The organism is Bradyrhizobium sp. 62B (assembly GCF_030272265.2).
Classification (GTDB): Bacteria; Pseudomonadota; Alphaproteobacteria; order Rhizobiales; family Xanthobacteraceae; genus Bradyrhizobium.
In genome coordinates this window covers 5461849-5484728 of sequence record NZ_CP092841.2, presented here as the reverse complement: position 1 = coordinate 5484728, position 22880 = coordinate 5461849, and the positions used below count along the sequence as shown (strand labels likewise).

Genomic DNA, 22880 nt, shown 5'->3' with positions numbered 1-22880 from the left:
GCATGAACCGCCGACTGGACAACGACCGCACCATCCGCGCCCCTCGCGGCAGCGACATCAGCGCCAAGAGCTGGCTGACGGAAGCGCCTTTGCGCATGCTGATGAACAATCTCGATCCTGATGTTGCCGAGCGCCCGAGCGAGCTCGTGGTCTATGGCGGCATCGGCCGCGCCGCGCGCGATTGGGAGAGCTTTGACCGGATCGTTGCGGCCTTGCGCAAGCTCGAAGCCGACCAGACGCTGCTGGTGCAGTCCGGCAAGCCGGTCGGCGTATTCCGCACCCATGCCGATGCGCCGCGCGTGCTGATCGCGAACTCCAACATCGTGCCGCATTGGGCGACGCTCGATCATTTCAACGAGCTCGATCGCCAGGGCCTGATGATGTTCGGCCAGATGACGGCGGGCTCCTGGATCTATATCGGCAGCCAGGGCATCGTGCAGGGCACCTATGAGACCTTCGGCGAGGTTGGGCGGCGCCATTATGGCGGCAGCCTCGCCGGCAAATGGATTCTGACCGCAGGGCTCGGCGGCATGGGCGGCGCGCAGCCGCTGGCGGCGACCATGGCGGGGGCTTCGATGCTCGCGGTCGAATGCCAGCCGAGCCGCATCGAGATGCGGCTACGCACCGGCTATCTCGACCGCCAGGCCGCAACGCTCGACGAGGCGCTCGCGATCATGGCGGAGGCCCCGAAGACGAAGAAGGCCGTCTCGGTCGGCCTGCTCGGCAACGCCGCCGAGATTTTCCCGGAGCTGGTGCGCCGCGGCGTCAAGCCCGACATCGTCACCGACCAGACCAGCGCGCATGATCCGATCAACGGTTACTTGCCGAAGGGCTGGACGCTCGCCGAGTGGGAAGCCAAGCGCGCGTCTGATCCGAAAGCGGTCGAGCGCGCCTCAAAGACGTCGATGGTCGAGCATGTGCAGGCGATGCTGGATTTTCACGCACAGGGCATCCCGACGCTCGACTACGGCAACAACATTCGTCAGATGGCGCAGGACATGGGCCTGAAGAACGCCTTCGATTTCCCCGGCTTCGTGCCCGCCTATATCCGTCCCCTGTTCTGCCGTGGCGTCGGGCCATTCCGCTGGGCTGCGCTGTCGGGCGATCCCGAGGACATCTTCAAGACCGACGCCAAGGTCAAGGAGCTGATGCCCAACGACAAGCATCTGCACAACTGGCTCGACATGGCCAAGGAGCGCATCAAGTTCCAGGGCCTGCCCGCGCGGATCTGCTGGGTCGGCCTCGGCGATCGTCATCGCCTCGGCCTTGCCTTCAACGAGATGGTGGCGCGCGGTGAGCTGAAGGCGCCCATCGTGATCGGCCGCGATCATCTCGACAGCGGTTCGGTCGCGAGCCCCAACCGGGAGACCGAGGCGATGAAGGACGGATCGGACGCGGTGTCGGACTGGCCGCTGCTCAACGCGCTGCTCAATTGCGCGAGCGGCGCGACCTGGGTCTCGCTGCATCACGGCGGCGGCGTCGGCATCGGCTATTCCCAGCATGCCGGCATGGTCATCGTCGCCGATGGTACGCCCGAGGCTGCGAAGCGCATCGAGCGCGTGCTCTGGAACGATCCCGCCAGCGGCGTCATGCGTCATGCGGATGCCGGTTACGACATCGCGATCGACTGCGCCCGCGACAAGGGGCTCGATCTGCCGAGCCTTGCGAAGTAACTAGCCGCTCACCAAGAGCTTCGGCATCGTCGTCTTCGCGCCGTCCATGAAGGTCTGGACGGCGTCGCGGACGATGGCGTCGAGATCGGCGGGGATCGGGGTCTCGTAGATGAACTTGCGGATGGCGAGATAGAAGATGCGGCCGTGCAGGCCCCAGAACAGCTCGGTCTCGCGCTCACTCAATGAGTGTGTCTTCGCGTCGGGCAGCTTCAACTCATGGCGCAGCTCGGCTGCCGCCGGCTCGATGATCTCGCGGCGGACGATATCGAGATAGCGGCCGGTGATGCCGAAAGACTTCATGCCGGAGAACACGAATATCCGCACCCAATTGTACTCGAACACGCGCTCGACATAATCGAGGTAGAAGCGCGTCAGCCGCCCTTCCAGCGATTGCGAGCGGTCGCGGATCATCGGCCCCCAATCGGGCGACCAGCGGCTGAGATAGACCTCCTGGTAGACGCGCTCGATCAGCGCTTCCTTGCTGGGGAAGTGGCGATAGATCGCCGAATGCGTGATGCCCATGCGCTTGGCCAGCTCGCGGGTCTGCCCTTCGAACCCACGCTCGGCGAAGAAGCGGATCGCTTCCTCCACGATTGCGCGCTCGCGGTCGGCCGCGCGCATGTTGCGACGCTTTGGCGCGGACTTGCTACCTGTCTCGGTTCGCTTGCGAACCGGTCGCCTCAAAGTTTTCTGCGGTTTTCGGGCCATCTCGTCGCTGAATCGCACGTCTCAAGCCTTCATAGCCCAAGCCGCTTTTGTGACCAAATGGTCATTTCCTGTTGACCGGCCTCGGGAGGCGTGTCAGGATTTTGAGACCAGATGGTTACAAATCTGGCATCCCGGCTGATGAGCCGATGGATATCGGGGAAACGGCAGTGAAGGCGAGGGCTTTCAGCTATTTTCGTGCGGCGACGATCGACCAGGCGTTGGACGCTCATGCGCGCGCCGGGGACGATGCGCGTTTCATTGCCGGCGGCCAGAGCCTCGTGCCGGCGCTGTCGCTGCGGCTGCAGGCGCCGCGGCTCCTGATCGACATCACCCACATCGACGAGCTGCGCGGCGTCAGGCGCGAAGGCGGCCATTTGCGCATCGGCGCCCTGACGCGCCATTGCGAGATGCTGAGCGAGCCGTTGATCGCCGAGTTCGCGCCGCTCTTGCATGCCGCGGCGCCGTTCGTCGCCCATCCCGCGATCCGCAACCGTGGCACCTTCGGCGGCAGCGTCGCGCTGGCGGATCCGGCGTCCGAATTTCCCGCGATGACCTTGGCGCTGGATGCCGAGATCGAGATCGTCGGCCCCTCAGGCCGCCGGCGCGTCAAGGCCGACGATTTTTTCATCGACCTGTTCGAGACGGCGTTGGAGCCGGGTGAACTGATCACTGCAATCTACGTCCCACTGCTCAAGGCCGACCAGCGCTTTGCCTTCGACGAACTGGCACGGCGGCGCGGCGACTACGCGCTGGTCGGCTGCGGGATCATGGCGACGTGCACGGGCGAGCGCGTCGACGACATCCGCATCTCGTTCTTCTCCGTCGGCAATACGCCGACGCGGGTGAAGGGGGCGGAGCGCGCCCTGATCGGCGCGCGTCTCGATGCGGAGCGTATCGCCGCCGCGCAAGGCGCGCTCGAAGGTGATCTCGCGCCGCCCGAGAGCGACGAGGTGCCACCGGCGATGCGGCTGCATCTCGCCCGCGTCTTGCTTGGCCGGCTGCTTGGACGGCTTGGGGCGGACGCATGAGCGGCTTCGACGATAGCCTGCTGACCGAAGCCGACGAGACGGTGCGGGTGCGCTTCGTCGTCAACGGGCGCAAGGTCGCCTGCGAGGTCGCGCCGCGTGACACGCTGGTCGATTGCCTGCGCGACAAGCTCGAGCTGACGGGCACACATGCCGGCTGCGAGATGGGAGCCTGCGGGGCCTGCCTGGTGCAGATCGATGGCCGCGCCGTGCATTCCTGCCTGGTTTACGCGGTGCAGGCCGATGGCACGACGATCAACACGATCGAGGGGCTCACCGAGAGCGGTGTGCTCGCCGACCTCCAGGCCGAATTCCACCGACGCAATGCACTGCAATGCGGCTTCTGCACGCCGGGCATGCTGGTCAACGCGCAGGAGCTGCTGTCGCGGATGACGCAGCCGAGCCGTGACGAGATCCGCGACGCGCTGTCGGGCAATTACTGTCGCTGCACCGGCTACGAGGCGATCGTCGATGCCATCGATGCCGTCGCCAAAGCGCGCAGCGAAGGCGGAGGGGCGCCATGAGTGCGCTGACCTCGCTCGATCGCCCGAATTCCTATATCGGCCGTTCGGTGCCGCGCCCGAACGCCAAGCGCTTGCTGGCCGGGCGGGGGCGCTATGTCAGCGATCTCAAGCTGCCGCGCATGCTCCATGCCGCGTTCCTGCGCAGCCCGCATGCGCATGCGAAAATCGTCTCGATCAATACTGAGCCGGCGCGCGGGGTCGAAGGCGTTCACCTCGTCGCCACCGGCGAGGATCTCGCCAAGCTCTGCACGCCGTGGACAGGAACGCTCGACCATTTCAAGGGCATGACCTCCGCGCCGCAATGGCCGCTGCCGCTGGATCGCGTGGTCTGGACCGGGCAGGCCGTGGTCGCGGTCGTCGCCGAGAGCCGGGCGATCGCCGAAGATGCGCTGGAGCTCGTCGAGATCGATTACGAAGACCTCCCCGTCGTCGTCGATATCGACAGCGCGCGCGTCGCGGGCGGTCCACTGGTCAATCCCGGCAGTGCCAACAACACCTGCTTCCGAAGTCAGCTCGACAGCGGCACTGTGGACGATGCCTTTGCGCATGCTGCACACGTCGTGGAAGAAGAATTCACGTTTGGCCGCCACACTGCGGTGACGCTCGAGCCGCGCGCGATCGTCGCGGATTACGATCCTGCCGCCGGCGCGCTCACCGTGCATCACGCCACGCAGACCCCGTATCAGTTTCAGGACCTCTATTCGCGCCATTACGGCATTCCGGAGGCCCGCGTCCGGGTGATCGCGACCGATATCGGCGGCTCCTTCGGGATGAAGCTGCATGTCTATCACGAGGACATGGCGGTGGTCGGCCTCTCGATCCTGCTCGGCCGGCCCGTGAAGTACGTTGCCGATCGCATGGAGTCCTTCGTCTCCGATATCCACGCCCGCGACCATCGCGTGCGCGCCCGCATGGCGCTCGATGCCAAGGGTGAGATCCTGGCGATGGATGTGCTTGACATGACCGCGATCGGTGCGTTCTCGACCTATCCACGCACCAGCGTGGTCGAGGGCAACCAGGTGATCCGCCTGATCGGCGCGCCCTATCGCTTCAGGAACTATCGCGCCACGCTGGAGGTGATCTTCCAGAACAAGGTGCAGACCAGCCAGTATCGAGCCGTGGGCCATCCCATCGCCTGCGCCGTTACCGAGCGGCTGATGGACATGGCAGCGAGCAAGCTCGGCCTCGATACCTTTGCCATCCGTGCGCAGAACGTCATCCCCGACGATGCCTATCCTCAGACCTCGCCGACCGGTTACCGCTTCGAGGCGTTGTCGCATCAGGCCTGCCTGAAGCGCCTGCACGAGCTGATGGATTACGACGCGCTGCGCGCCGAACGGGCGGAGCTGCGCAAGCGCGGCATCTATCGCGGCATCGGCATTGCGACTTTCGTCGAGATCACCAATCCGAGCCCGGCGTTCTACGGCGTGGGCGGCGCGCGCATCTCCTCGCAGGATGGCGCGATTCTCAGCCTGACACCCTCCGGCGAAGTTCGCTGCATGATTTCGGTCACCGAGCAGGGGCAGGGTACTGAAGCTATCATCAGCCAGATCGTGGCCGACCAACTCGGTATCGCGCAGGACCACGTCAAGGTCATCACCGGCGACACCGAGGTCACCCCGCATGGCGGCGCCACCTGGGCCTGCCGCGGCGCCGGCATCGGCGGCGAGACCGCGCTGCAGGCCACGCGCGCGCTCAAGCGCAACATCCTGGAGATTGCGGCGCTCATTCTGCAGGAACAGCCGCCCGCGCTCGACATCGCCGACGGCGAGGTCGTGGATGCCGCGACGCGCAAGCCGCGCCTGCCGATCGCCGAGATCGCGCGCATCGCCTATTTCCGCTCCGACACGCTGCCGCCGGGGACGCAGGCGCAGCTCACCGTCAGCCATCATTTCGCGCCGCAGGGCTATCCCTTTGCCTTCACCAACGGCATCCAGGGCTGTTCGCTGGAGGTCGATGTCGAGACCGGCTTCATCAAGCTCTTGAAGCATTTCATCGTCGAGGATTGCGGCCGCGTCATCAATCCGATGCTGGTGGACGAGCAGCTCCGCGGCGGTATCGTGCAGGGGCTTGGTGCGGCGCTGTTCGAGGAATGCCGCTACAGCGACACCGGTCAGCTTATCAACGGCTCGCTCGCCGATTACCTCGTGCCGATGCCGATGGAGATGCCCGACATCGTCATCGCCCATGTCGAGACGCCGACCGCCGACACCAAGCTCGGCGCCAAGGGCGTCGGCGAGGCCGGCACCGCGGCGGCGTCCGCTTGCGTGCTCAACGCCGTCAACGACGCGCTCGCGCCGTTCGATGCCACGATCAATTCGATCCCGATTACGCCCGCAAAAGTCCTGAAGGCCCTGAAGCGCTTCTAGAAGAGACAATTGAAAAAGAGATTGGAGGACATCATGCCCAAATCCGATTCGACGTCGAAGATAACCCGCCGCAGCGCGCTCGCCGGCCTCTCGGCCAGCGCAGCCCTGCTCGCCATGCCCCGGATTGGCCGCGCGGCCGACGAGACGATCCGCATCGGCTTTCCGACGCCGCTGACCGGTCCGTTCGCCGCGGAAGCGCGCGATCAGGTCAAATGCGCCGAGCTCGCGGTCAAGCTCGTCAACGACAAGGGCGGCATCGGCGGCCGCAAGATCGAGCTCCTGGTACGTGACGACAAGCTCAATGCCGGCGAGGCCGCGACGCGCACGCTGGAGCTGATCGAGAAGGACAAGGTCCATGCCGTGGTCGGCGCGCTCTCCAGCGCCGTGCAGCTCGCGGTCAACGAGGTCACCCGCGCTCGCGGCGTGATCTACGTCTCGATCAGCCAGTCAGACACCATCAACGAAGCCAAGGATTTCAGCAAATACACCTTCCATGAGGCGCTCAATCCGCACATGACGACCGCAGCGGTGGCGCGGCAGACCCTGAAGAAGGGCATGAAGGTTGCCCATCTCGTTGCGGATTATGCCTATGGTCACGAGATGCTGCGCGGCTTCAAGCGCGCGCAGGCGGCGATCGGTGCTGACAATGTCGGCGAGATCCTGCATCCGTTCGGTGCCGCCGACTACTCCACGTTCATGCCGCGCCTGATGTCGATGCGGCCGGACGTGCTGTGCATCTCCAATTTCGGCCGCGACCAGGCCAACGCGATCAAGCAAGCCGTGGATTTCGGTGTGAAGCAGCAGATGAAGATCGTCGTGCCCGTCATCCTGCACAACCAGCGGCTCGCGGTCGGCCCCGACGTGTTCGAAGGCGTAGTGGGCGGCGCCAATTACTATTGGGGCTTGGAAGCGCAGAGCAAGTCGGCGGCCGCCTTCAACGCGGCGTTCAGGGCCGCCAATGGCGGCGCGATCCCGACCGATTACGGCGCCTACGGCTATTCCGGCGTCGGATCCCTGCTGGCCGCCATGCAGACGGCCGGCGGCACGGATACCGACAAGGTCGTCGATGCCCTGGAGAAGCTGCAATACGATCTGACCAAGGGCCCGCAGCAGTACCGCAAATGCGACCATCAGTCGGTGCAGTCGGTGCTGGTGCTGGAGTCCAAGAAGAAGTCGGCGATGGCTGGCGAGAACGATCTGTTCGCCATTCTCGCCAACGAGGCCGGCTCCGACGACATGCTGCGGACCTGCAGCGAGCTCGGCCACGCCACTTAAGACCTGCACGATGGACCTGTCGCTGATCATCATGCAGCTTCTCTCCGGGATCGCGCTTGGGGCGGTCCTGGTGATCACTGCGCTCGGCCTCACGATCGTGTTCGGCATGCTCGGGGTGGTGAATTTCGCTCATGGCGCGCTGTTCATGATCGGGGCCTATGCAGGGCTCTATCTGGCCTCGCTCACCGGCAGCTTCTGGTGGGGCCTGCTGCTTGCGCCTATTTTGATCGGCGCCTTCGGCATGGTGATCGAGTTCGTCCTGATCCGCAGGCTCTATGGACGTTCCATCGACGATCCGCTGCTGCTCACCTTCGGCCTCAGCTACATCCTGGTCGAGGGCGTGCGCATCGTGTTCGGCAGCGACGGCATTCCCTTTCCAACCCCGCCGCAGCTGATCGGCGTGCTGGATCTCGGCGTCGGCTTCTTCCCGCGCTACCGCCTGTTCGTCATCGTGCTGGTGGCTGTGGTGCTGCTGGCGCTCTGGCTGACGCTGGAGAAGACCCGGATCGGCCTGATCGTGCGTGCGGGTGCGCGCGATCCCACCATCATGCAGGTGCTCGGTGTCGACATCGGCCGGGTCTGGCTCGCGATCTTCGGCCTCGGCGTCGGCCTTGCCGCGCTGGGTGGCGTGCTCGCAGGGCCCATGCGCAGCGTCAATCCGGAAATGGGGTCGCTGGTGCTCGCCGAGGCCTTCGTCGTCACCGTGATCGGTGGCCTCGGTTCGATCGTCGGCGCGGTTGTGGCCGGGCTCATGGTCGGCGTTTCCATCAGCCTGGTGGCGCTGTTCGCGCCCGAAATGGCGACCATCGTCATGTTCGCGCTGATGGCTGTGGTGCTGCTGATCCGCCCGCAAGGCCTGTTCGGCGTGAGAGGGAGGACGGCGTGACGCGCCCTTCGAGCGGCGAGGTTCTCGCCAAGCCTGCCACGAGCGGGCTCGACCGGATTCTCGATCACCGCGTGCTGCTCTCGATCGCCGTGCTGGCTGTATTGCCGTGGCTGCTGCCGTCCAAGGCGCTGGCGGTCAACGTCCTGATCTACGGCGTCGTGGTGATGGGCTACAATCTGCTGTTCGGCTACACCGGGCTGCTGTCGTTCGGCCAGGCGGCGTTCTTCGGCGCGGGGGCCTACTTCACCGGCATTGCGATCGGCCGATACGGCGTGCCCTGGTTTGTGGCCGTGCCGATCGCCGTGCTGCTCAGCACCTGTCTTGCCGCCCTGATCGGTATCGTCTCAACGCGCACCCGCGGCATCTATTTCTCCATGGTGACGCTGGCGCTGGCTCAGCTCGTCTATTACGTGGCGCTCCAGGCCGCCTCGTTCACCGGCGGCGAGAACGGCCTGCGCGGCTTCACCGTCGACCGCGTCAACCTGTTCGGCCTGCAGGTCAACTTCCTCGATCCCGTCAACAAATACTACGTGCTGATGGCCTTCGCAGGCTTGGCGATGTGGGTCCAGTCGCGCATCCTGAACTCGCCGTTCGGCGCCGTCATCGAGGCGATCCGCGAGAACGAGCAGCGGGCGCGGGCCTGCGGCTACGACGTCGAGCGCAGCAAGCTGGTCGTGTTCATGCTGTCGGGCGCGATCTCCTCGCTCGGCGGCTGCATGCTGGCGCTGCATCTGTCGATCGTGCCGCTCGACATCCTGCATTACCAGACCTCCGGCATGATCGTGATGATGGTGCTGCTCGGCGGTGCGCGCAGCTTCTTCGGACCCTTCGTCGGCGCGGCGAGCTTCCTGATCCTGGAGGATGTCATCTCGCTGTGGACGCCGCATTGGCAGATCTTCGTCGGCGCGATCTTCGTGCTGTTCGTGCTGTTCCTGCCCAAGGGCATCTGGGGCACGCTGCTCGATGTGCTCGGCATCGGAAAGGCGCGGCGATGAGCAGTGAACTGCTTCGCGCCGAAGGGATCGGCAAACGCTTTGGCGGTTTCGTCGCGCTCGAAGGCATCACCGTGTCGTTCGCGGCCGGCCAGCTCACCTCGATCATCGGGCCGAACGGCGCCGGCAAGAGCACGTTCTTCAACATTCTCTCCGGCGCGCTGACGCCGACGTCCGGCAAGCTGCATTTCAGGGGCCGGGAGCTGAACGGCCTGCCGCAGCACCGCTTCGTGCACCAGGGCATCTCGCGCTCCTACCAGATCACGAACATCTTTCCCGACCTGTCGGTGCATGAGAACGTGCGGGTCGCGGCGCAGGCGCTGACCGTGAGTTACGACATCTGGCGCAACCGCGCGCGGCTGTCCGAGCTGCATGCGCGTGCCGATGCTGCGCTCGAGGCGGTCGGATTGCTCGGCAGGCGGAACGAACTGGCAAAATTCCTGGCGCACGGCCAGCAGCGCGCCCTGGAGATCGCGATCGCCCTGGTCTCGGAGCCGGAATTGCTGCTGCTGGACGAGCCGACCGCCGGCATGGGGCCGGAAGAGACCAAGGACATGGTCGCGCTGCTGGAGCGGCTCGCCGACAAGCGCACCGTGCTGCTGGTCGAGCACAAGATGAAGATGGTGCTGGGCCTGTCCAAGCGTGTCGTGGTGCTGCACCACGGCCGGCTGCTCGCGGACGGCGCGCCGGAGGAAATCAGGAGCAACCCGGACGTCCGCCGGGTCTATCTCGGACAGAGTGAAGGCTATGGCTGAGACGGCATTGCTCGACATCGAGAACCTGCACGCCTGGTACGGCGCGAGCCACGTCCTGCACGGCATCTCGCTGCATGTGAAGGAGGGCGAGGTGGTCGCCCTGGTCGGCCGCAATGGCGCCGGCAAGACCACGACCTTGCGGGCCGTGATGGGCCTGATGCCCAAGGCGACGGGCCGCGTGCGCTTTGCCGGCAAGCAAGTTCTGCCGCTGCGCGCCCATCAGCGCTTCCACCTTGGCCTCGCTTACGTGCCCGAGGAGCGGCGCATCGTTCCCGGGCTGACCGTACGCGAGAACCTCCGGCTCGGCCTCGTCGCGGCCGGCAGCGATATCGAGGAACGAGCCGCGATCGACGAGATCGCCGAAACCTTCCCGCGCCTGAAGGAGCGGCTCGACCAGGAGGGCGTCACGCTCTCCGGCGGCGAGCAGCAGATGCTGGCGATCGCGCGGGCGCTGATCGCAAAGCCCAAGATGATCCTGCTGGACGAGCCCTCGGAGGGCATCATGCCCGTGCTCGTCGAGGAGATGGGCGTGCTGTTCCGTCGCCTGCGCGACGAGGGCAAGACCCTGCTGCTGGTCGAGCAGAACGTCGAATGGGCGCTGCGGCTCGCCGACCGGGCCGTGATCATCGACCAGGGCGAGGTCGTGCACCAGAGCAGCGCAGCGGCGCTGCTCGCGGACAAGGACGTCCAGGAACGCTACTGCGCGGTGTGATACGAAAGCATGATCCCGAAAAGTGCGAAGCGGTTTGCCGGAAAGATCGTGCGCAGAAAATAGACTAAAGCGCGATGACTAAATTTCGCCGCGCTTCAGGCCACGACCTTGGCTCCGCCGCCGTCGAGGCGCTGGCGTTCATCCGCCAGATAGTCGGCGATCGCATCGGCCGGCATGGGCTTTGCGAAATAGTAGCCCTGGATGAAATCGCAGCCGAGCCGGCGCAGGCTGTCGAGCTGGGCGCGGGTCTCGACGCCCTCGGCGACGCAGGCGATCTCCATGTCGTCGCAGAGGCCCGCAAGCGATTTGATGATCTTGTGGCTCACCGGATTCTCGTTGATCTCGGCGACGAAGCTGCGGTCCACCTTGATCTTGTCGAGCGGCAACCGGTGCACGTGGCTCAATGACGAATAGCCGGTGCCGAAATCGTCCAGCGAAATGCCGCAGCCCATCGCCTTCAGCGTTGCGATCGACTGCTGCGCGCGAACGAAATCGAAGGTGACGGCCGTCTCGGTGATCTCGAAGTCAATCCGGTGCGGCGACAGACCGCTTTTCTCGATGATCGAGATCAGCGGCAATATGCCCTCGGCGGCACAGACGTCGTGAGCGGACAGGTTGAACGACAGGCGGATGTCGTCGGGCCAGGTCCTGGCCGTGGCGAGCGCGCGCGCCAGCAGCGCCTGGGTCAAGGGGCGGATCAGGCCGATGCGCTCGGCCGCGGGAATGAAGTCGGCGGGAGAGACCCAACCGAGGCGGGGGCTGTGCCAGCGCGCCAGCGTCTCGAAACCCGAGGTGTGCTCGCTCATGGCATCGACGATCGGCTGGAAGACCAGCTCCATCTCGGCGCCGAAATCGGAGGTGCGCAACAGGTTTTCGATCACGCCGCGACTGCGGATCTCGGCCTCGAGCTCGCTGGAGAAGGTCACGGTGCGGCCGCGCTGATGACGCTTGGCATGGTACAGCGCGTAGTCGGCACATTCGTAGAGCGCTTCCGACGTCGTCGCGGAGTCCGGGAAAACTGCGAAACCGATCGAGCAGGACAGCCCGGTATGGGCGGTGTCGAGCTGGTAGGGCAGCTTGACCTGACTCCCGATGCGCTCGCCGAGCCGCGTGAGGTCCGCATCCTCGGGGTCACCGCAGACGACGAGGCCGAACTCGTCACCGCCAAGCCGGGCGAATTCCACCCGCTGCGGGCCAAAGCCCTCGCAAACCTCGCGGATGCGCCGGCCGGCCTCGATCAGGACCCGGTCGCCGACCGAGTGGCCGTAATTGTCGTTGATCGGCTTGAAGCCGTCGAGGTCGATGATTCCGACCGCGACGCGGACATGCCTGCGCTCGGCGTCGGCAAAGGCGCTCGACAGCTCGGCGAAGAAGCGGCGGCGGTTCGGCAGCTCGGTGAGGGAATCGAGATTGGCGAGGCGGAAGTTCTCGTCCGAGAGCGCCTGCGTCGCCGCCTGTTGCGCGAGCAGCGATTTGCGGCTGGCGACGAGATCGGCGAAATCGCGGTAGTAGATGAACAGCACTGTCACCATCGCGCCGGAAACCAGAAGGTTGTTGACGGCGATCGCCTTCAGCGTCGGCTCGCCCGTGGCGAAGAAGAACAGCACATAGGGTATGTCGACGATCAGTGTCACGATCAACGCCGCCGAGCGCAGATGCATCAGCGAGAAGATGCAGCCGATCACGGTGACCGCCATGTAGAAGGCGACCTGGCTCTTGGCGAACGGATCGCCGTAAGGGTAGAGCGCGAAGGACCAGGCGGTGAAGCCGGCGCCGATCGGCAGCGTCAGCCAGTTGGTGGCGCGCAGATTGCGCAGGATATCGGCGTCGCTGCGTACGAGGTGACGCTGGCGCAGCCACCAATAGGTCCGCAAGCCTGCGAGCACGGTCAACACAGTCGGCACGATCATCGTCAGCCAGTTCGGCGCCACGTTCACATAGGTGTAGGCGACGGCGATCGTGTTGCTCATGAGGATGAAGTAGAGCAGCGGGACTTGCTTGGAGAAAGCGTCGAACTGCGCCCGCATCAGATCCGGGTTGTCTGCGGGAACGCGAAACAACCGGATTGCGGCGGCAAGATGAGACTTCAAATCGGCAACAGGCATTGAAATACGAGCCCCGGATCCCCTGAAAAACGCGGGCGATCTTGCACGGCGGGGGTAAAGGGCGCGTTAGATCGATCTCGCGCCGAAGGCCAGAGCAGGTTGCGCGCTACCGGAAATGTCTCCGGTCGCGCGCATTGGTGAGGCCGCGTTAACGATAAGCTGTCGCGCAAGCGGGCGCATCGACCGCAAAGTCCTGCAAAGCCTCGGCTACGTTCTGCTAACCATGCGCGTCGGCGCAGCGTCATGCCGCACCTCTCCCCGATGCAATGGGGAGAGGTGAAAGACAGCCTCCGATGGTCGCTACTTCTTTTCCAGCGCCGCGGTCTGCTTGGCGAGTTGCTTGTCGAACTCCTCCGACAGGCCGGACGCGTAGGTCGCGAGCTCGCCCGGTTTGACGAACGGGTTCGGCGCGCCGTCCTTCATCTGCGCACGCTTGGCCTGCATGCCATAGACCTCAGGATGGGGCCCGAGCAGGACGTCGACCTTCATCGCTTTCACCTTGGCGTAGGTCGCGCGGTAATCCTCGATGATGCCGGGATAGGTCGGCTGGCCGACCAGCCTGTTCAGTGCCACCGTGCCGCTGCAGAAGAACAGCACCTCGCGGCTCTGATCGCCGTCCTTGACGGTCATCTCCCAGCTCGTGCAGCCCGGCGAATGGCCGGGCGTTGCATGTGCAATCAGCGTGGTGTCGCCGAGCGTCACGGTGTCGCCCTCCTTCACGACACGGTCGACCTTCACCGGTGGGAAGGCGAGGTCCTCGTTTTTCTCGTCGCCGGGATAGTAGCCGCCTTCGAGCAGCGGTTTGTCGCGCTCGCCGGCCACGAGCTGCGCGCCGGTCTCCTTCTTGAGCTCGGCGAAACCGCCGGTGTGATCGATATGCGCGTGCGAGTTCAGGATCATCTTGATGTCGGCAACCTTGAAGCCGAGCTTTGTGATGCTGTCCTTGATCGTGCCGGTGGACTGGGGCATCGCGGTGTCCATCAGGATCAGGCCTTGCGATGTCTTGATGACGTAGACGGCGATACCCTCGGTCCCGACATAGTAGATGTTGCCGATGAGCTGGAACGGCTCGAACGGCGCTGTCCACTTCTGCATGACCGTGGCCAGGAAATCCTTGAGGGTCTGCGCTTGCGCGCCCGTTGCGAACAAGGCCAGTGCGCACAGCGCGGCCGTCAGCTTCTTCATAGTTTGTCTCCCGGATTGTTCTTGTCGTTTTGATCAGGCACGGATGTGGCACCGGCCGGTGCGCAAGTTACGTCGCGGCCGCCATCACGGGCAACTGCTTCGCGCGCGGAAAATTTCAGGTGTGTTGCAGGAACAACGGCGCGTCGGCTGAGCGCCGCGGGGGACGGCTAGCGCCCGATCGTCACGCCGGCGGTCGAGCGCATGGCGTCCCTGAGGCTCGTCGCGTTCTTGTCGTCGAGAACCTCTCGCGTCAGCACGGTGGTCTGGCCGGGCGTGTTGAGGATCGTCTCGCCGCGCGAGGAGGACAGCCGGTCGGCCCTGTAGGGCGCGGCCGGATCGGTGGCGGGGGCCGTCGCGTGCGGGTGGCGCGACCGCTTGCCGGGCGCCGCAACCGCGGCTTGCGGGACACAGAGGGCGGCGATCACGACCAGAAGCAACGAACTCGTGCGCATAGGCGATCTCCCATGTCGGGATGTCAACCTAGCACGTCGCGGCGGTCGCTGCAGGCGAAAGGATCAGGCGAGAGCGGCCTGGCGTTCCCGCGCCGGTTCGCGCACTCGCTCGAGTTTCCCGGGCTCGGCGAGCTGCGTGAAACTGCGGTTGCTCGCCTGCGCGGGGGCGTCGACGATGACGCCCTCGCAGACGATCTGTCCGCCGAGCATCTTGAATTCCAGCTTGTCGTAGCGCGGCATGGTTTCGCCGGGCGCGGGCGGCAGCAGCCCGACGCTGCCCTGGATGTTCAGCGTGGCTTCGCCAGTGCCGTGAAGCCGAGGATTCCACATCCTGATCCCGCTTTCCGCCCAGCGCTGCCGGATCAGCGCCGCGCGATCGGCAGGCTCCGCGGGTCTCGCGCGAACTTTCGGCGGGCTGCGGACTTCCGGAGCTGGCGACACGCGCGCCGGAATCGGCGCGATGTCCGTGACGACGCTGGCCGTATCAGTGGAACCTTGCTCCACGACAACCGCCGCGACGGGCGCAGCAATATCCGCAGCTGCCGGCTCGATGACCACCGCGTCGTCCGGCAACGGATCGCCGTCGAAATCATTCTCGGAGGCAGGCTCGACCAGAACTTCGGCATCGGCAGACGTAACGCGCGGCGCGTCAGCGGTTGGCTCAATATCCTCGCTGACGTCAGGGGTGCGATTGTCACTGACGACGAGGGCAGGGACGTCAGTCGGAGTGATCTCGACATCGGTGGACGATGGCGGTGCGTCCTCCGCAACAATGGGCTCGGCGTCAGTCGGGGGCGCGGGAGGTGGCTCGCTGCCGACCACGAGTTCGGCGGCGTCCACCGGTTCGCCGACAACCTCGACGGCGACCGGCTCCGCGTCGGCGGCCTCGACTTTCGCCGGGGTCTCAACGACAGGATCGTGGCTGATCGCGGGTTCGTGAGTGTCTTCGGCCGCAGTTTCGATCTCGGCGGCCGAAGCCTCCTCGACGACCGGCGCGATGTCGGACGGGATCTCCCGTGAGACATTGTCGCTGGCGACGGCGTCGGTTGGTGCTGCCGGCGGGCTCTCCGCGATGATGGAGATCGCGGTATCATCCTGGGTGGAGCGAACCTCGTCCCCGGCCTCGTCCTGCGCCGAAGTCGTGCTGATTTCGGCAAGTTGAGTCGAAGCGGCTTCCGCGACGTCTTCGGCGACAACGACTTCGGCGACAGGGGCTTCGGCGTTGATGGGCGAGACGTCTGCGGCGACCGGCGTGACGTCGATGCTGCCGCTATGCGGCTCAGGCCGAAGCCGGGTGAATGCCCATTTCACCGCGGGGATGCGGCGCAGCAACGATATCAGTCTCGAAAGCACTAGGAGTTGTCCAAGAGGTACTCGGCGTGAGGCAATCGCTGATTCGCCAGCAATATGAAAAACTGCCCCGGCCGTCACATCCCTGTCAATCTAGGTGAGATCAATTGCAGAACATCCGCGCATTCGTCGCGTAAGTCGGCGAGTGACGTGTCAGCCGTCATGGCAAGGCGGCGATCGTCGCAAAGGCCACGGTTTGGCCGACCAACGTGACCGCCACCACAGTGCAGCCGCGCCGAAGCAGGCACGCTCTTTCCGAAACGGAAGGAGAGTGAACGTGATCCACAAGATTTGTCTTGCCGCGGTCTTCGCCGCTAGCATGGGCGCGCCGGTGCTCGCGGACGATCTCACGCCGAAAATCGCCGCTCACCTCATTCCGCCCAATGCGGAGATCCACATCTCCTGGACCAGTCCTGCATCCGATCCCGAGGGCCGCGCGATCGAGGTGGTCTGCGGTGAGGTCACGGTTCGCAATCCCAGAGGCTTTTCGACATCGACGTTTGCCTATGTCGTCGACGACGACAAGCTTTGGCTGGCCTGGAAGATCGATTGGATGAAGGAACCGGAGTCGCAGGGCGTCCGCCGCGTGATGAGATATTGTCCAGGCCGTTGATCGACCCCTGCCGGTCCGTGGGAGGGGACGACGGTCCCCTCCCGGGATCCTCGACCTTCCGACTATTTGCCGGAGCCGGCACCACCGCCGGAGCCTGAGCTGCCGCCGGCCTGGCTGCCCATGTTGTTGGTGTTGGTGCCGCCGGCCGATGGTTGCTGCGCACCCTTGCTGTCGCTGGCCTCATTCTGCATGTTCGACGAACGTCCGGTCGTCATGCCCTTGGTGGCGGGGCCTCGCGACGAGGGGCCGACGTCGCTTTGGCTGGAGGCGCCGGGAGCCGGTTGTGTCTGCGCGACGGCGCCACCGGTCGCCAGCGCCATGATGCATGCCGATGCCAAGATGAGCTTCTTCATTGGATTCTCCTTGACTTTACATCCCAGATAATCCGGCTGCGCCAGCGACGTTCCTGCCGCTTTGTAGCCGCTCGCTCAACTCTATGCGGCCTTACGTCGGGGTTCCCGTTTTCGTCGCCACGGGCTATTCAGGACCGTCATTGTTTGTCCGGGAATGCCGCATGAGGAAGATCATCGCCATCGGAGCGCTTCTGCTCTGGTCCACCGTCGCGTCCGCACAGGATCGCACCATCACGGTCGCTTCGACCACCTCGACGGAACAATCAGGCCTGTTCGGCCATCTGCTGCCGTTGTTCACGAAGGCCGAAGGCATCGGCGTGAAGGTCGTCGCCGTTGGCACCGGCCAGGCGCTGGACATCGGCCGGCGCGGCGATGCCGATGTCGTCTTCGTCCATGACAGGCCTGCCGAGGACAAGTTCATGTCGGAAGGGCAGGGCGTGAAGCGCTTCGACGTCATGTACAACGACTTCATCATCATCGGCCCAAAGAGCGATCCCGCCAAGATCGCCGGCGGCAAGGACGTCACGGACGCGCTGCGCAAGATCGCGGCGGCGAAGGCGCCGTTCATTTCGCGCGGCGACAAGTCCGGCACGCACGCGGCCGAACTGAGGTTGTGGAAAGATGCTAGCGTCGATATCGGTGCCGGCAAGGACAGCTGGTACCGGGAGATCGGCCAGGGCATGGGCCCGGCGCTGAACATGGCCTCGTCGTCGAACGCCTATCTGCTGTCGGACCGCGGCACCTGGCTGTCGTTCAAGAATCGCGGCGAGCTCGCCGTCCTGACCGAGGGGGACAAGCGGCTTTTCAATCAATACGGCGTCATGCTGGTGAATCCCGAAAAGCACCCGAACGTGAAGGCGAAGGACGGGCAGGCCTTCGTCGACTGGCTGGTCTCGTCGAAGGGGCAGGAGGCGATCGCCGGCTACAAGGTCGGCGGCGAGCAGCTATTTTTCCCCAACGCGTCCCACTAGCAGGAAGGCGATCGTCGACACCGCCACGCTGAGCGCGAGCAGGATCAGGCCGAGTCCGAGCGCCAGCGGCAGGTCGCCCTTGCTGGTCTCCAGCGCAATCGCGGTCGTCATCGTCCGGGTGAAGCCGCGGATGTTGCCGCCGACGATGATGATGGCGCCGACTTCCGCGATGGCGCGCCCGAAGGCCGCGAGAAAGGCCGTCAGCAGCGAGGTGCGGCCGAGCGCGAACAGCAGCGCCATGCTGCGCAGGGCCGACAGGCCGTCGATCCGTGCGAGGTCGCCATACTCCGCCCACAGCAGGCTCGCGGGCCGGTGCACCAGCGCCACCACGATCGGCGTGGCGAGCAGCGTCTGCGCGATGATCATGGCGGCCGGCGTGAACAGCAGTCCGGCCGCCCCGAGCGGGCCCGACCGCGACAGGAAAAGATAGAGCGCGAGCCCGACCACGACCGGCGGAAGGCCGAGCAGCGCATTGGTCAGCACGATGATCACCTGCCGCCCGCGGAAGCGGGTGATCGCGAGCAGGGCCCCGATCGGTGCGCCGATCATGAGGGCAATGACGCTCGCGGTCAGGCTGACGCGAACCGACAATGCGACGATGCCGAGCAGCTCGGCGTCGGCTTCGCCGATCAGCGTGAACGCGGCGCCAATGGATCGGGCGAAGTCGTTCATCCGCGTCGGGACGTCGGCGCCAGCGGGAGTGCCTCGGGAGCGTCGGGGTCGGGACTGCGAAGGCTATGCACGAAAAATTCCCTGCGAGGATTCAGGTGCAAAGCACCTTGTGGCTCCGCCTGCCGCTTGGGAAGGTTTCCCGCCGGCAGGCCCATCACAACATACTCACATGGAGCGGTTTGAAAACTGAATTTAGCCTGGTCGCGTTCGGCTTCAGCGCTTGACGACGCTCGTCGAAGCCGAGACCGTCGGGGTGACTCTAAGACTCTGCTGCCAGTAGCGTTCGACCTGATCGACCAGGGTGCGTGGGAGCGGGACGTAGTTGAGCGTCTCGGTCTGGGAGTTGCCGCTCCCGAGCGACCAGCGGACGAAGTCGATGGCGGCTGCGGAGCGCTCCGGATATTTCGGCGTCTTCGGCATCAGCACGAAGGTCGTCGCCGTGATCGGGTAGGCGTCTTGACCGGGTGCGTTGGTGAGCACGAGATGGAAATCCTTCTCCGCTTTCCAGTCCGCACTCGCGGCCGCGGCCTGGAACGATGCGCCGTCGGGCACGACGAAATTGCCGGCACTATTCTGCACGAGCCCGAAGGAAATCCGGTCGAGCCGTTGCAGCGCGTAGGTGTATTCGAGATAGCCGATCGCGCCGGGGACCAGGCTGACGAGTGAGGCGACGCCGTCATTGCCCCGGCCGCCGAGGCCAAGCGGCCACTCGACCGAGGTGCCTTCACCCACGCTCGCCTTCCATTGCGGGCTGACCTTCGACAGATAGTTCGACCAGTTGAACGTCGTGCCGGAGCCGTCGATCCGGTGAACCACCGTGATCGGCGCGTTCGGCAGGCTGATATCGGGGTTGATCGCGCCAATGGCCGGATCGTTCCAGGATTTGAGCTTGCCAAGGTAGATGTCGGCGAGCAGCTGGCCGGTGAAGCGGAGCTGGCCGGGCTTGATGCCGTCAACATGGACCACCGGGACGACGCCTCCGATCACGATCGGAAATTGCATCAGTCCGAGCCTGTCGAGCTCCTTCGGCTCGAGCGGCATATCGCTGGTGCCGAAATCGACGGCTTCCTTCTTGATCAGGTTGAGGCCGACGCCGGAGCCGACCGCTTGATAGCTGACGATGTTTCCGGTCTGCGCCTTGTACGCGTCGGTCCATTTCGCCATCACGGGCGAAACGAAGGTCGAGCCGGCGCCCTTGATCTCTGCTGCCAGGCCTTGCGTTGCGACGAGCAGAGCGGTGAGGATGACGGGGAGCTTGATGTGTTTTTTCATGGTCACGATGCTAACGGGCGAGCCCCGCGGCTGATGTGGGCTATGTCACAAGAGAGTTGCGAAGCATTCGCGGTGGGCTGGGTGCATCAATTACTTCGTGTCGGTGGGGGGCCGCATCGTCCGATCGGTGTAGGTCGATGGCGATCGGAAGCGCGCCGGCGTCGGCCGTTTGTCGTGGGCGCCGGCAGAGAGCCGGAGCAAATTCAGGGGCGAACCGCCTGCAACCGCCCAAACCGGGCCCGTTCGCGGCCGAAAGGCGGCTTTATTCCCGCCATGGATGCTTTAAGGAAGGGGCAGGATCGGGTCGCTGCCGCCTGGCGGCGGTGCTAGACCCTGGTGCAGGAACAATGGGCGGGGCCGGCCTGGCACGCTCGTAAGGATGAAGGATAAGAGGCAATGATCCAGACCGTTGGCATCATCGGGGCAGGGACCATGGGGAACGGCATCGCGCAGATCTGCGCGGCGGCCGGGCTCTCGGTCGTGATGGTCGACATTTCCGATGCGGCCGTGAACCGCGGGCTTTCGACCGTTGGCGGCAGCCTCGAGCGCCTGGTCAAGAAGGAGAAGATGTCGGCAGCCGATCGCGACGCCACGCTCAAGCGCATCACCGGCACCACCGACCGGGCGAAGCTTTCGGATTGCGACCTGGTCATCGAGGCCGCGACCGAGAACGAAGAGCTCAAGGTCAAGATCCTGAAGGACCTCTGCGCCAGCTTGTCGCCGCGCACGCTGGTCGCGACCAACACCTCGTCGATCTCGATCACCAAGCTTGCTGCCGCGACCGACCGTCCCGACCGCTTCATCGGCATGCACTTCTTCAACCCGGTGCCGGTGATGGCACTGCTGGAACTGATCCGCGGCCTGCAGACCTCGGACGACACTCACGCCAAGGCCCTCGATTTCGCCCAGCGCGTCGGCAAGGTGGCGATCACCGCCAAGAACAGCCCGGGCTTTGCCGTCAACCGCATCCTGTGCCCGATGATCAACGAGGCGATCTTCGCGCTCCAGGAGGGGATCGCGACCGCGGAAGAGATCGACGCCGGCATGAAGCTCGGCTGCAACCATCCGATCGGGCCGCTGGCTCTGGCCGATCTCGTCGGGCTCGACACCATGCTTTCGGTGATGGAGGTCTTTTACAAGGGCTTCAACGATCCTAAATATCGGCCAGCGCCGCTGCTGAAGGAAATGGTCGATGCCGGCCATCTCGGCCGCAAGACCGGGCAGGGCTTTTACAGCTACGGCGCCTGATCTTGGTGATTTGCGCTGCGACAAAGACGGACATAGCGAATTGTCTCAGCATGGACGCAGGTGTCCTTCCTTCTCCCCCCTTGTGGGAGAAGGTGGCGCGAAGCGCCGGATGAGGGGTTGGTTCCGCAGGCTCAAATGCTTGAGGCGTGAGCGGAGAGATACCCCTCACCCGTCTCGCCGCTATGCGGCGAGCCACCCTCTCCCACAGGGGGAGAGGGAAAGACGAAACGGGCGAAGAGAAATATGTCGGATCGACTGAAGGCCGAGCGCGAGGCGGCGGCCGCACGGCGGAACCTGTTGACCCAGGATGCGATCGAGCGCACCGGGATCACCGAGGAGATGATCGGGGAACTCGTCACCCGCTTCTACGGACGGGTACGCGAAGACGCCCAGCTGGGACCGGTGTTCGCCGCCGTGCAGAACTGGGACGAGCATCTCGCCAAGCTCAAGGATTTCTGGTCCTCGGTCGTGCTGATGAGCGGCCGCTATCACGGCTCGCCGATGCGGGCGCATCTGCCGCTGAGGCTGGTCGGCGGCCATTTCGACCGCTGGCTCGATCTGTTCGAGCAGACCGCGCGCGAGGTCTGCCCGCCGCCGGCGGCAGCATTGTTCATCGACAAGGCGCGCCGCATCGCCGACAGCTTCGAGATGGCGTCCGCAACCGTTGCCGGTTCTATCGCCGCGCCGCGTCACGTGCTCAGGTCCTGACGCCGACCGACTGCCTGCAGAGTGTGCAAGCATATCGCGTCGCGTTTGCGCAGCGCGACGAATAGCGCGCTGCACCAATTCCGACATCATCGGTCTGATCTGCAAAATCATCATGCCGATCGCGCCGCGTGACGTTGAAATCGCGAAAACGCGTTTGATTGTATTCAGCCTTGCTCAATCAAAACGAGCAAAGCCATATTGATGCATTGCGGCGCCAATTCTTCGCCTTGTTTTTGGCAGAGTTCCAGCGCCTGCTTGCGAACATGTCCCGCGCATCGTTCACGACCGACTCCTCAACGTCCGAGAGCTCCACGGAACCAAACGCTGACGCATGCAGTGAGCAGACGCGGCGAACCGTGCTGCTCGGCGCGCTCGCCGCCACCGCCTGCCTCGGTTGCTCCGCACAGGCGCGCGCGGATGAGGATCCGCCCGGCTCCGACGAACGGCCCCAGAAGGGCGATGTGCTCGTCTTCTCCGAAGGCGACAAGGAAGGAAAACTGATCACCGCGGCGGACCTGCCGGCCGGCGGACCGCCGGTGCATGCCTGGCCAAAGGATCCCAAGACATCGGTGGTGCGCAGCGCCTCCCGGCTCAACGAGATCCTGATCATCCGGCTCGATCCCGCCGAGCTCGACGAGAAGACCGCCGCGCGCGCCGTCGACGGCATCATCGCCTATTCCGCGATCTGCGCCCACGCCGGCTGTCCCGTCACCGCCTGGGTGAAGAGCGATGTCGGCGACAAGGAGGTGTTCAAGTGCATGTGCCACAACTCCGAATACGACCCTCGTGCGGGCGCACAGGTCGTGTTCGGACCGGCGCCGCGGCGGCTCGCGGCGCTGCCGCTCGCGCTCGCTGACGGATCGCTCAGCGTCGCCGGCAATTTCATCGGAAAGGTAGGTGGCGCGCAGCCAGGATGACGGACGATGCGGGCCTTAAGCCCGCGTCACGAGAGGTCGTATCCGCCGACGGCGGACGACGGGACGAACGACAAGAATTCAACACAAGAATTCAAACGGATGAAAAAGGGGAACG

Annotated in this window: 22 protein-coding genes; 14 read left to right on the top strand and 8 right to left on the bottom strand. The window is 64.9% G+C overall.

Annotated elements, in window-relative coordinates:
- Positions 1-2 precede the first annotated feature (2 nt).
- On the top strand, positions 3-1673 hold the full coding sequence (hutU, locus tag ML401_RS26330) for a urocanate hydratase (protein ID WP_285807453.1): 1671 nt from the start codon (positions 3-5) through the stop codon (positions 1671-1673).
- Here the strand turns inward: hutU and ML401_RS26325 are convergent, their stop codons facing one another.
- Positions 1674-2294: a TetR/AcrR family transcriptional regulator gene (locus ML401_RS26325; RefSeq protein ID WP_285807451.1), complete on the bottom strand. Its 621-nt coding sequence runs from the start codon at positions 2292-2294 to the stop codon at positions 1674-1676.
- A gap of 254 nt (positions 2295-2548) precedes the next feature.
- Here ML401_RS26325 and ML401_RS26320 point away from each other — a divergent pair, with 254 nt between their 5' ends.
- From ML401_RS26320 to ML401_RS26285, 8 genes are read left to right on the top strand one after another with little or no spacing between them, the layout of a single operon-like run.
- Positions 2549-3409 carry a xanthine dehydrogenase family protein subunit M gene (locus ML401_RS26320; RefSeq protein ID WP_211416618.1) on the top strand — a complete coding sequence of 287 codons (861 nt, stop codon included), beginning with the start codon at positions 2549-2551 and terminating at the stop codon, positions 3407-3409.
- The gene (locus ML401_RS26315) at positions 3406-3930 is read left to right on the top strand and encodes a (2Fe-2S)-binding protein (protein WP_211416503.1); all 525 of its coding nucleotides are present in this window, start codon (positions 3406-3408) and stop codon (positions 3928-3930) included. The genes ML401_RS26320 and ML401_RS26315 overlap by 4 nt, the downstream gene beginning before the upstream one ends.
- Positions 3927-6299, top strand: a complete 2373-nt coding sequence (locus ML401_RS26310; RefSeq protein ID WP_285807450.1) for a xanthine dehydrogenase family protein molybdopterin-binding subunit — start codon at positions 3927-3929, stop codon at positions 6297-6299. Before ML401_RS26315 ends, ML401_RS26310 begins: the two co-directional genes overlap by 4 nt.
- A 33-nt stretch (positions 6300-6332) precedes the next feature.
- Complete coding sequence (locus tag ML401_RS26305) at positions 6333-7574, top strand: ABC transporter substrate-binding protein (RefSeq protein WP_285807449.1); 1242 nt, start codon at positions 6333-6335, stop codon at positions 7572-7574.
- 10 nt (positions 7575-7584) lie between these two features.
- Positions 7585-8460: a branched-chain amino acid ABC transporter permease gene (locus tag ML401_RS26300; protein WP_212069236.1), complete on the top strand. Its 876-nt coding sequence runs from the start codon at positions 7585-7587 to the stop codon at positions 8458-8460.
- On the top strand, positions 8457-9455 hold the full coding sequence (locus ML401_RS26295; protein WP_194403601.1) for a branched-chain amino acid ABC transporter permease: 999 nt from the start codon (positions 8457-8459) through the stop codon (positions 9453-9455). Before ML401_RS26300 ends, ML401_RS26295 begins: the two co-directional genes overlap by 4 nt.
- On the top strand, positions 9452-10207 hold the full coding sequence (locus ML401_RS26290; RefSeq protein ID WP_285807448.1) for an ABC transporter ATP-binding protein: 756 nt from the start codon (positions 9452-9454) through the stop codon (positions 10205-10207). The genes ML401_RS26295 and ML401_RS26290 overlap by 4 nt, the downstream gene beginning before the upstream one ends.
- Positions 10200-10919 (top strand): ABC transporter ATP-binding protein, encoded by a 720-nt coding sequence (locus ML401_RS26285; RefSeq protein WP_211416508.1) that lies wholly within the window; start codon positions 10200-10202, stop codon positions 10917-10919. The genes ML401_RS26290 and ML401_RS26285 overlap by 8 nt, the downstream gene beginning before the upstream one ends.
- Positions 10920-11014: 95 nt before the next feature.
- On the opposite strand, the gene ML401_RS26280 is transcribed toward ML401_RS26285, so the two are convergent.
- The 4 genes from ML401_RS26280 to ML401_RS26265 all read right to left on the bottom strand — a co-directional run bounded on the left by ML401_RS26280 (position 11015) and on the right by ML401_RS26265 (position 15993).
- Positions 11015-13024, bottom strand: coding sequence for a bifunctional diguanylate cyclase/phosphodiesterase (locus ML401_RS26280; RefSeq protein WP_194403598.1), 2010 nt, complete (start codon positions 13022-13024; stop codon positions 11015-11017).
- 300 nt (positions 13025-13324) lie between these two features.
- Positions 13325-14209, bottom strand: a complete 885-nt coding sequence (gene blaBJP, locus ML401_RS26275) for a BJP family subclass B3 metallo-beta-lactamase (RefSeq protein WP_212069226.1) — start codon at positions 14207-14209, stop codon at positions 13325-13327.
- A gap of 167 nt (positions 14210-14376) precedes the next feature.
- A complete protein-coding gene (locus ML401_RS26270) occupies positions 14377-14661 on the bottom strand; it encodes a TonB-dependent receptor plug domain-containing protein (RefSeq protein ID WP_285807447.1) in 285 nt (94 codons plus the stop codon).
- A 63-nt stretch (positions 14662-14724) separates the two neighbouring features.
- Positions 14725-15993, bottom strand: a complete 1269-nt coding sequence (locus tag ML401_RS26265; RefSeq protein ID WP_285807446.1) for a hypothetical protein — start codon at positions 15991-15993, stop codon at positions 14725-14727.
- 295 nt (positions 15994-16288) lie between these two features.
- On the opposite strand from ML401_RS26265, the gene ML401_RS26260 reads away from it, so the two are divergent.
- Positions 16289-16624, top strand: a complete 336-nt coding sequence (locus tag ML401_RS26260; protein WP_211416513.1) for a hypothetical protein — start codon at positions 16289-16291, stop codon at positions 16622-16624.
- A 62-nt stretch (positions 16625-16686) separates the two neighbouring features.
- Here ML401_RS26260 and ML401_RS26255 read toward each other — a convergent pair whose 3' ends face one another.
- Positions 16687-16977, bottom strand: a complete 291-nt coding sequence (locus ML401_RS26255; RefSeq protein WP_211416514.1) for a hypothetical protein — start codon at positions 16975-16977, stop codon at positions 16687-16689.
- Between the two features lie 161 nt (positions 16978-17138).
- On the opposite strand from ML401_RS26255, the gene ML401_RS26250 reads away from it, so the two are divergent.
- Positions 17139-17948, top strand: a complete 810-nt coding sequence (locus ML401_RS26250) for a substrate-binding domain-containing protein (RefSeq protein WP_285807445.1) — start codon at positions 17139-17141, stop codon at positions 17946-17948.
- Here the strand turns inward: ML401_RS26250 and ML401_RS26245 are convergent.
- Complete coding sequence (locus ML401_RS26245) at positions 17922-18620, bottom strand: ABC transporter permease (protein ID WP_211416516.1); 699 nt, start codon at positions 18618-18620, stop codon at positions 17922-17924. The genes ML401_RS26250 and ML401_RS26245 overlap by 27 nt on opposite strands.
- A 213-nt stretch (positions 18621-18833) precedes the next feature.
- Positions 18834-19892: a phosphate ABC transporter substrate-binding protein PstS gene (gene pstS / locus ML401_RS26240; RefSeq protein WP_285807444.1), complete on the bottom strand. Its 1059-nt coding sequence runs from the start codon at positions 19890-19892 to the stop codon at positions 18834-18836.
- A 396-nt stretch (positions 19893-20288) separates the two neighbouring features.
- Here pstS and ML401_RS26235 point away from each other — a divergent pair, with 396 nt between their 5' ends.
- The 3 genes from ML401_RS26235 (at position 20289) to ML401_RS26225 (ending at position 22765) form a co-directional block, all read left to right on the top strand.
- On the top strand, positions 20289-21140 hold the full coding sequence (locus ML401_RS26235) for a 3-hydroxybutyryl-CoA dehydrogenase (RefSeq protein ID WP_194403590.1): 852 nt from the start codon (positions 20289-20291) through the stop codon (positions 21138-21140).
- Positions 21141-21383: 243 nt separating this feature from the next.
- Positions 21384-21848: a group III truncated hemoglobin gene (locus ML401_RS26230; protein WP_285807443.1), complete on the top strand. Its 465-nt coding sequence runs from the start codon at positions 21384-21386 to the stop codon at positions 21846-21848.
- 263 nt (positions 21849-22111) lie between these two features.
- On the top strand, positions 22112-22765 hold the full coding sequence (locus ML401_RS26225) for a ubiquinol-cytochrome c reductase iron-sulfur subunit (RefSeq protein WP_285807442.1): 654 nt from the start codon (positions 22112-22114) through the stop codon (positions 22763-22765).
- The last annotated feature ends 115 nt before the right edge of the window (positions 22766-22880 follow it).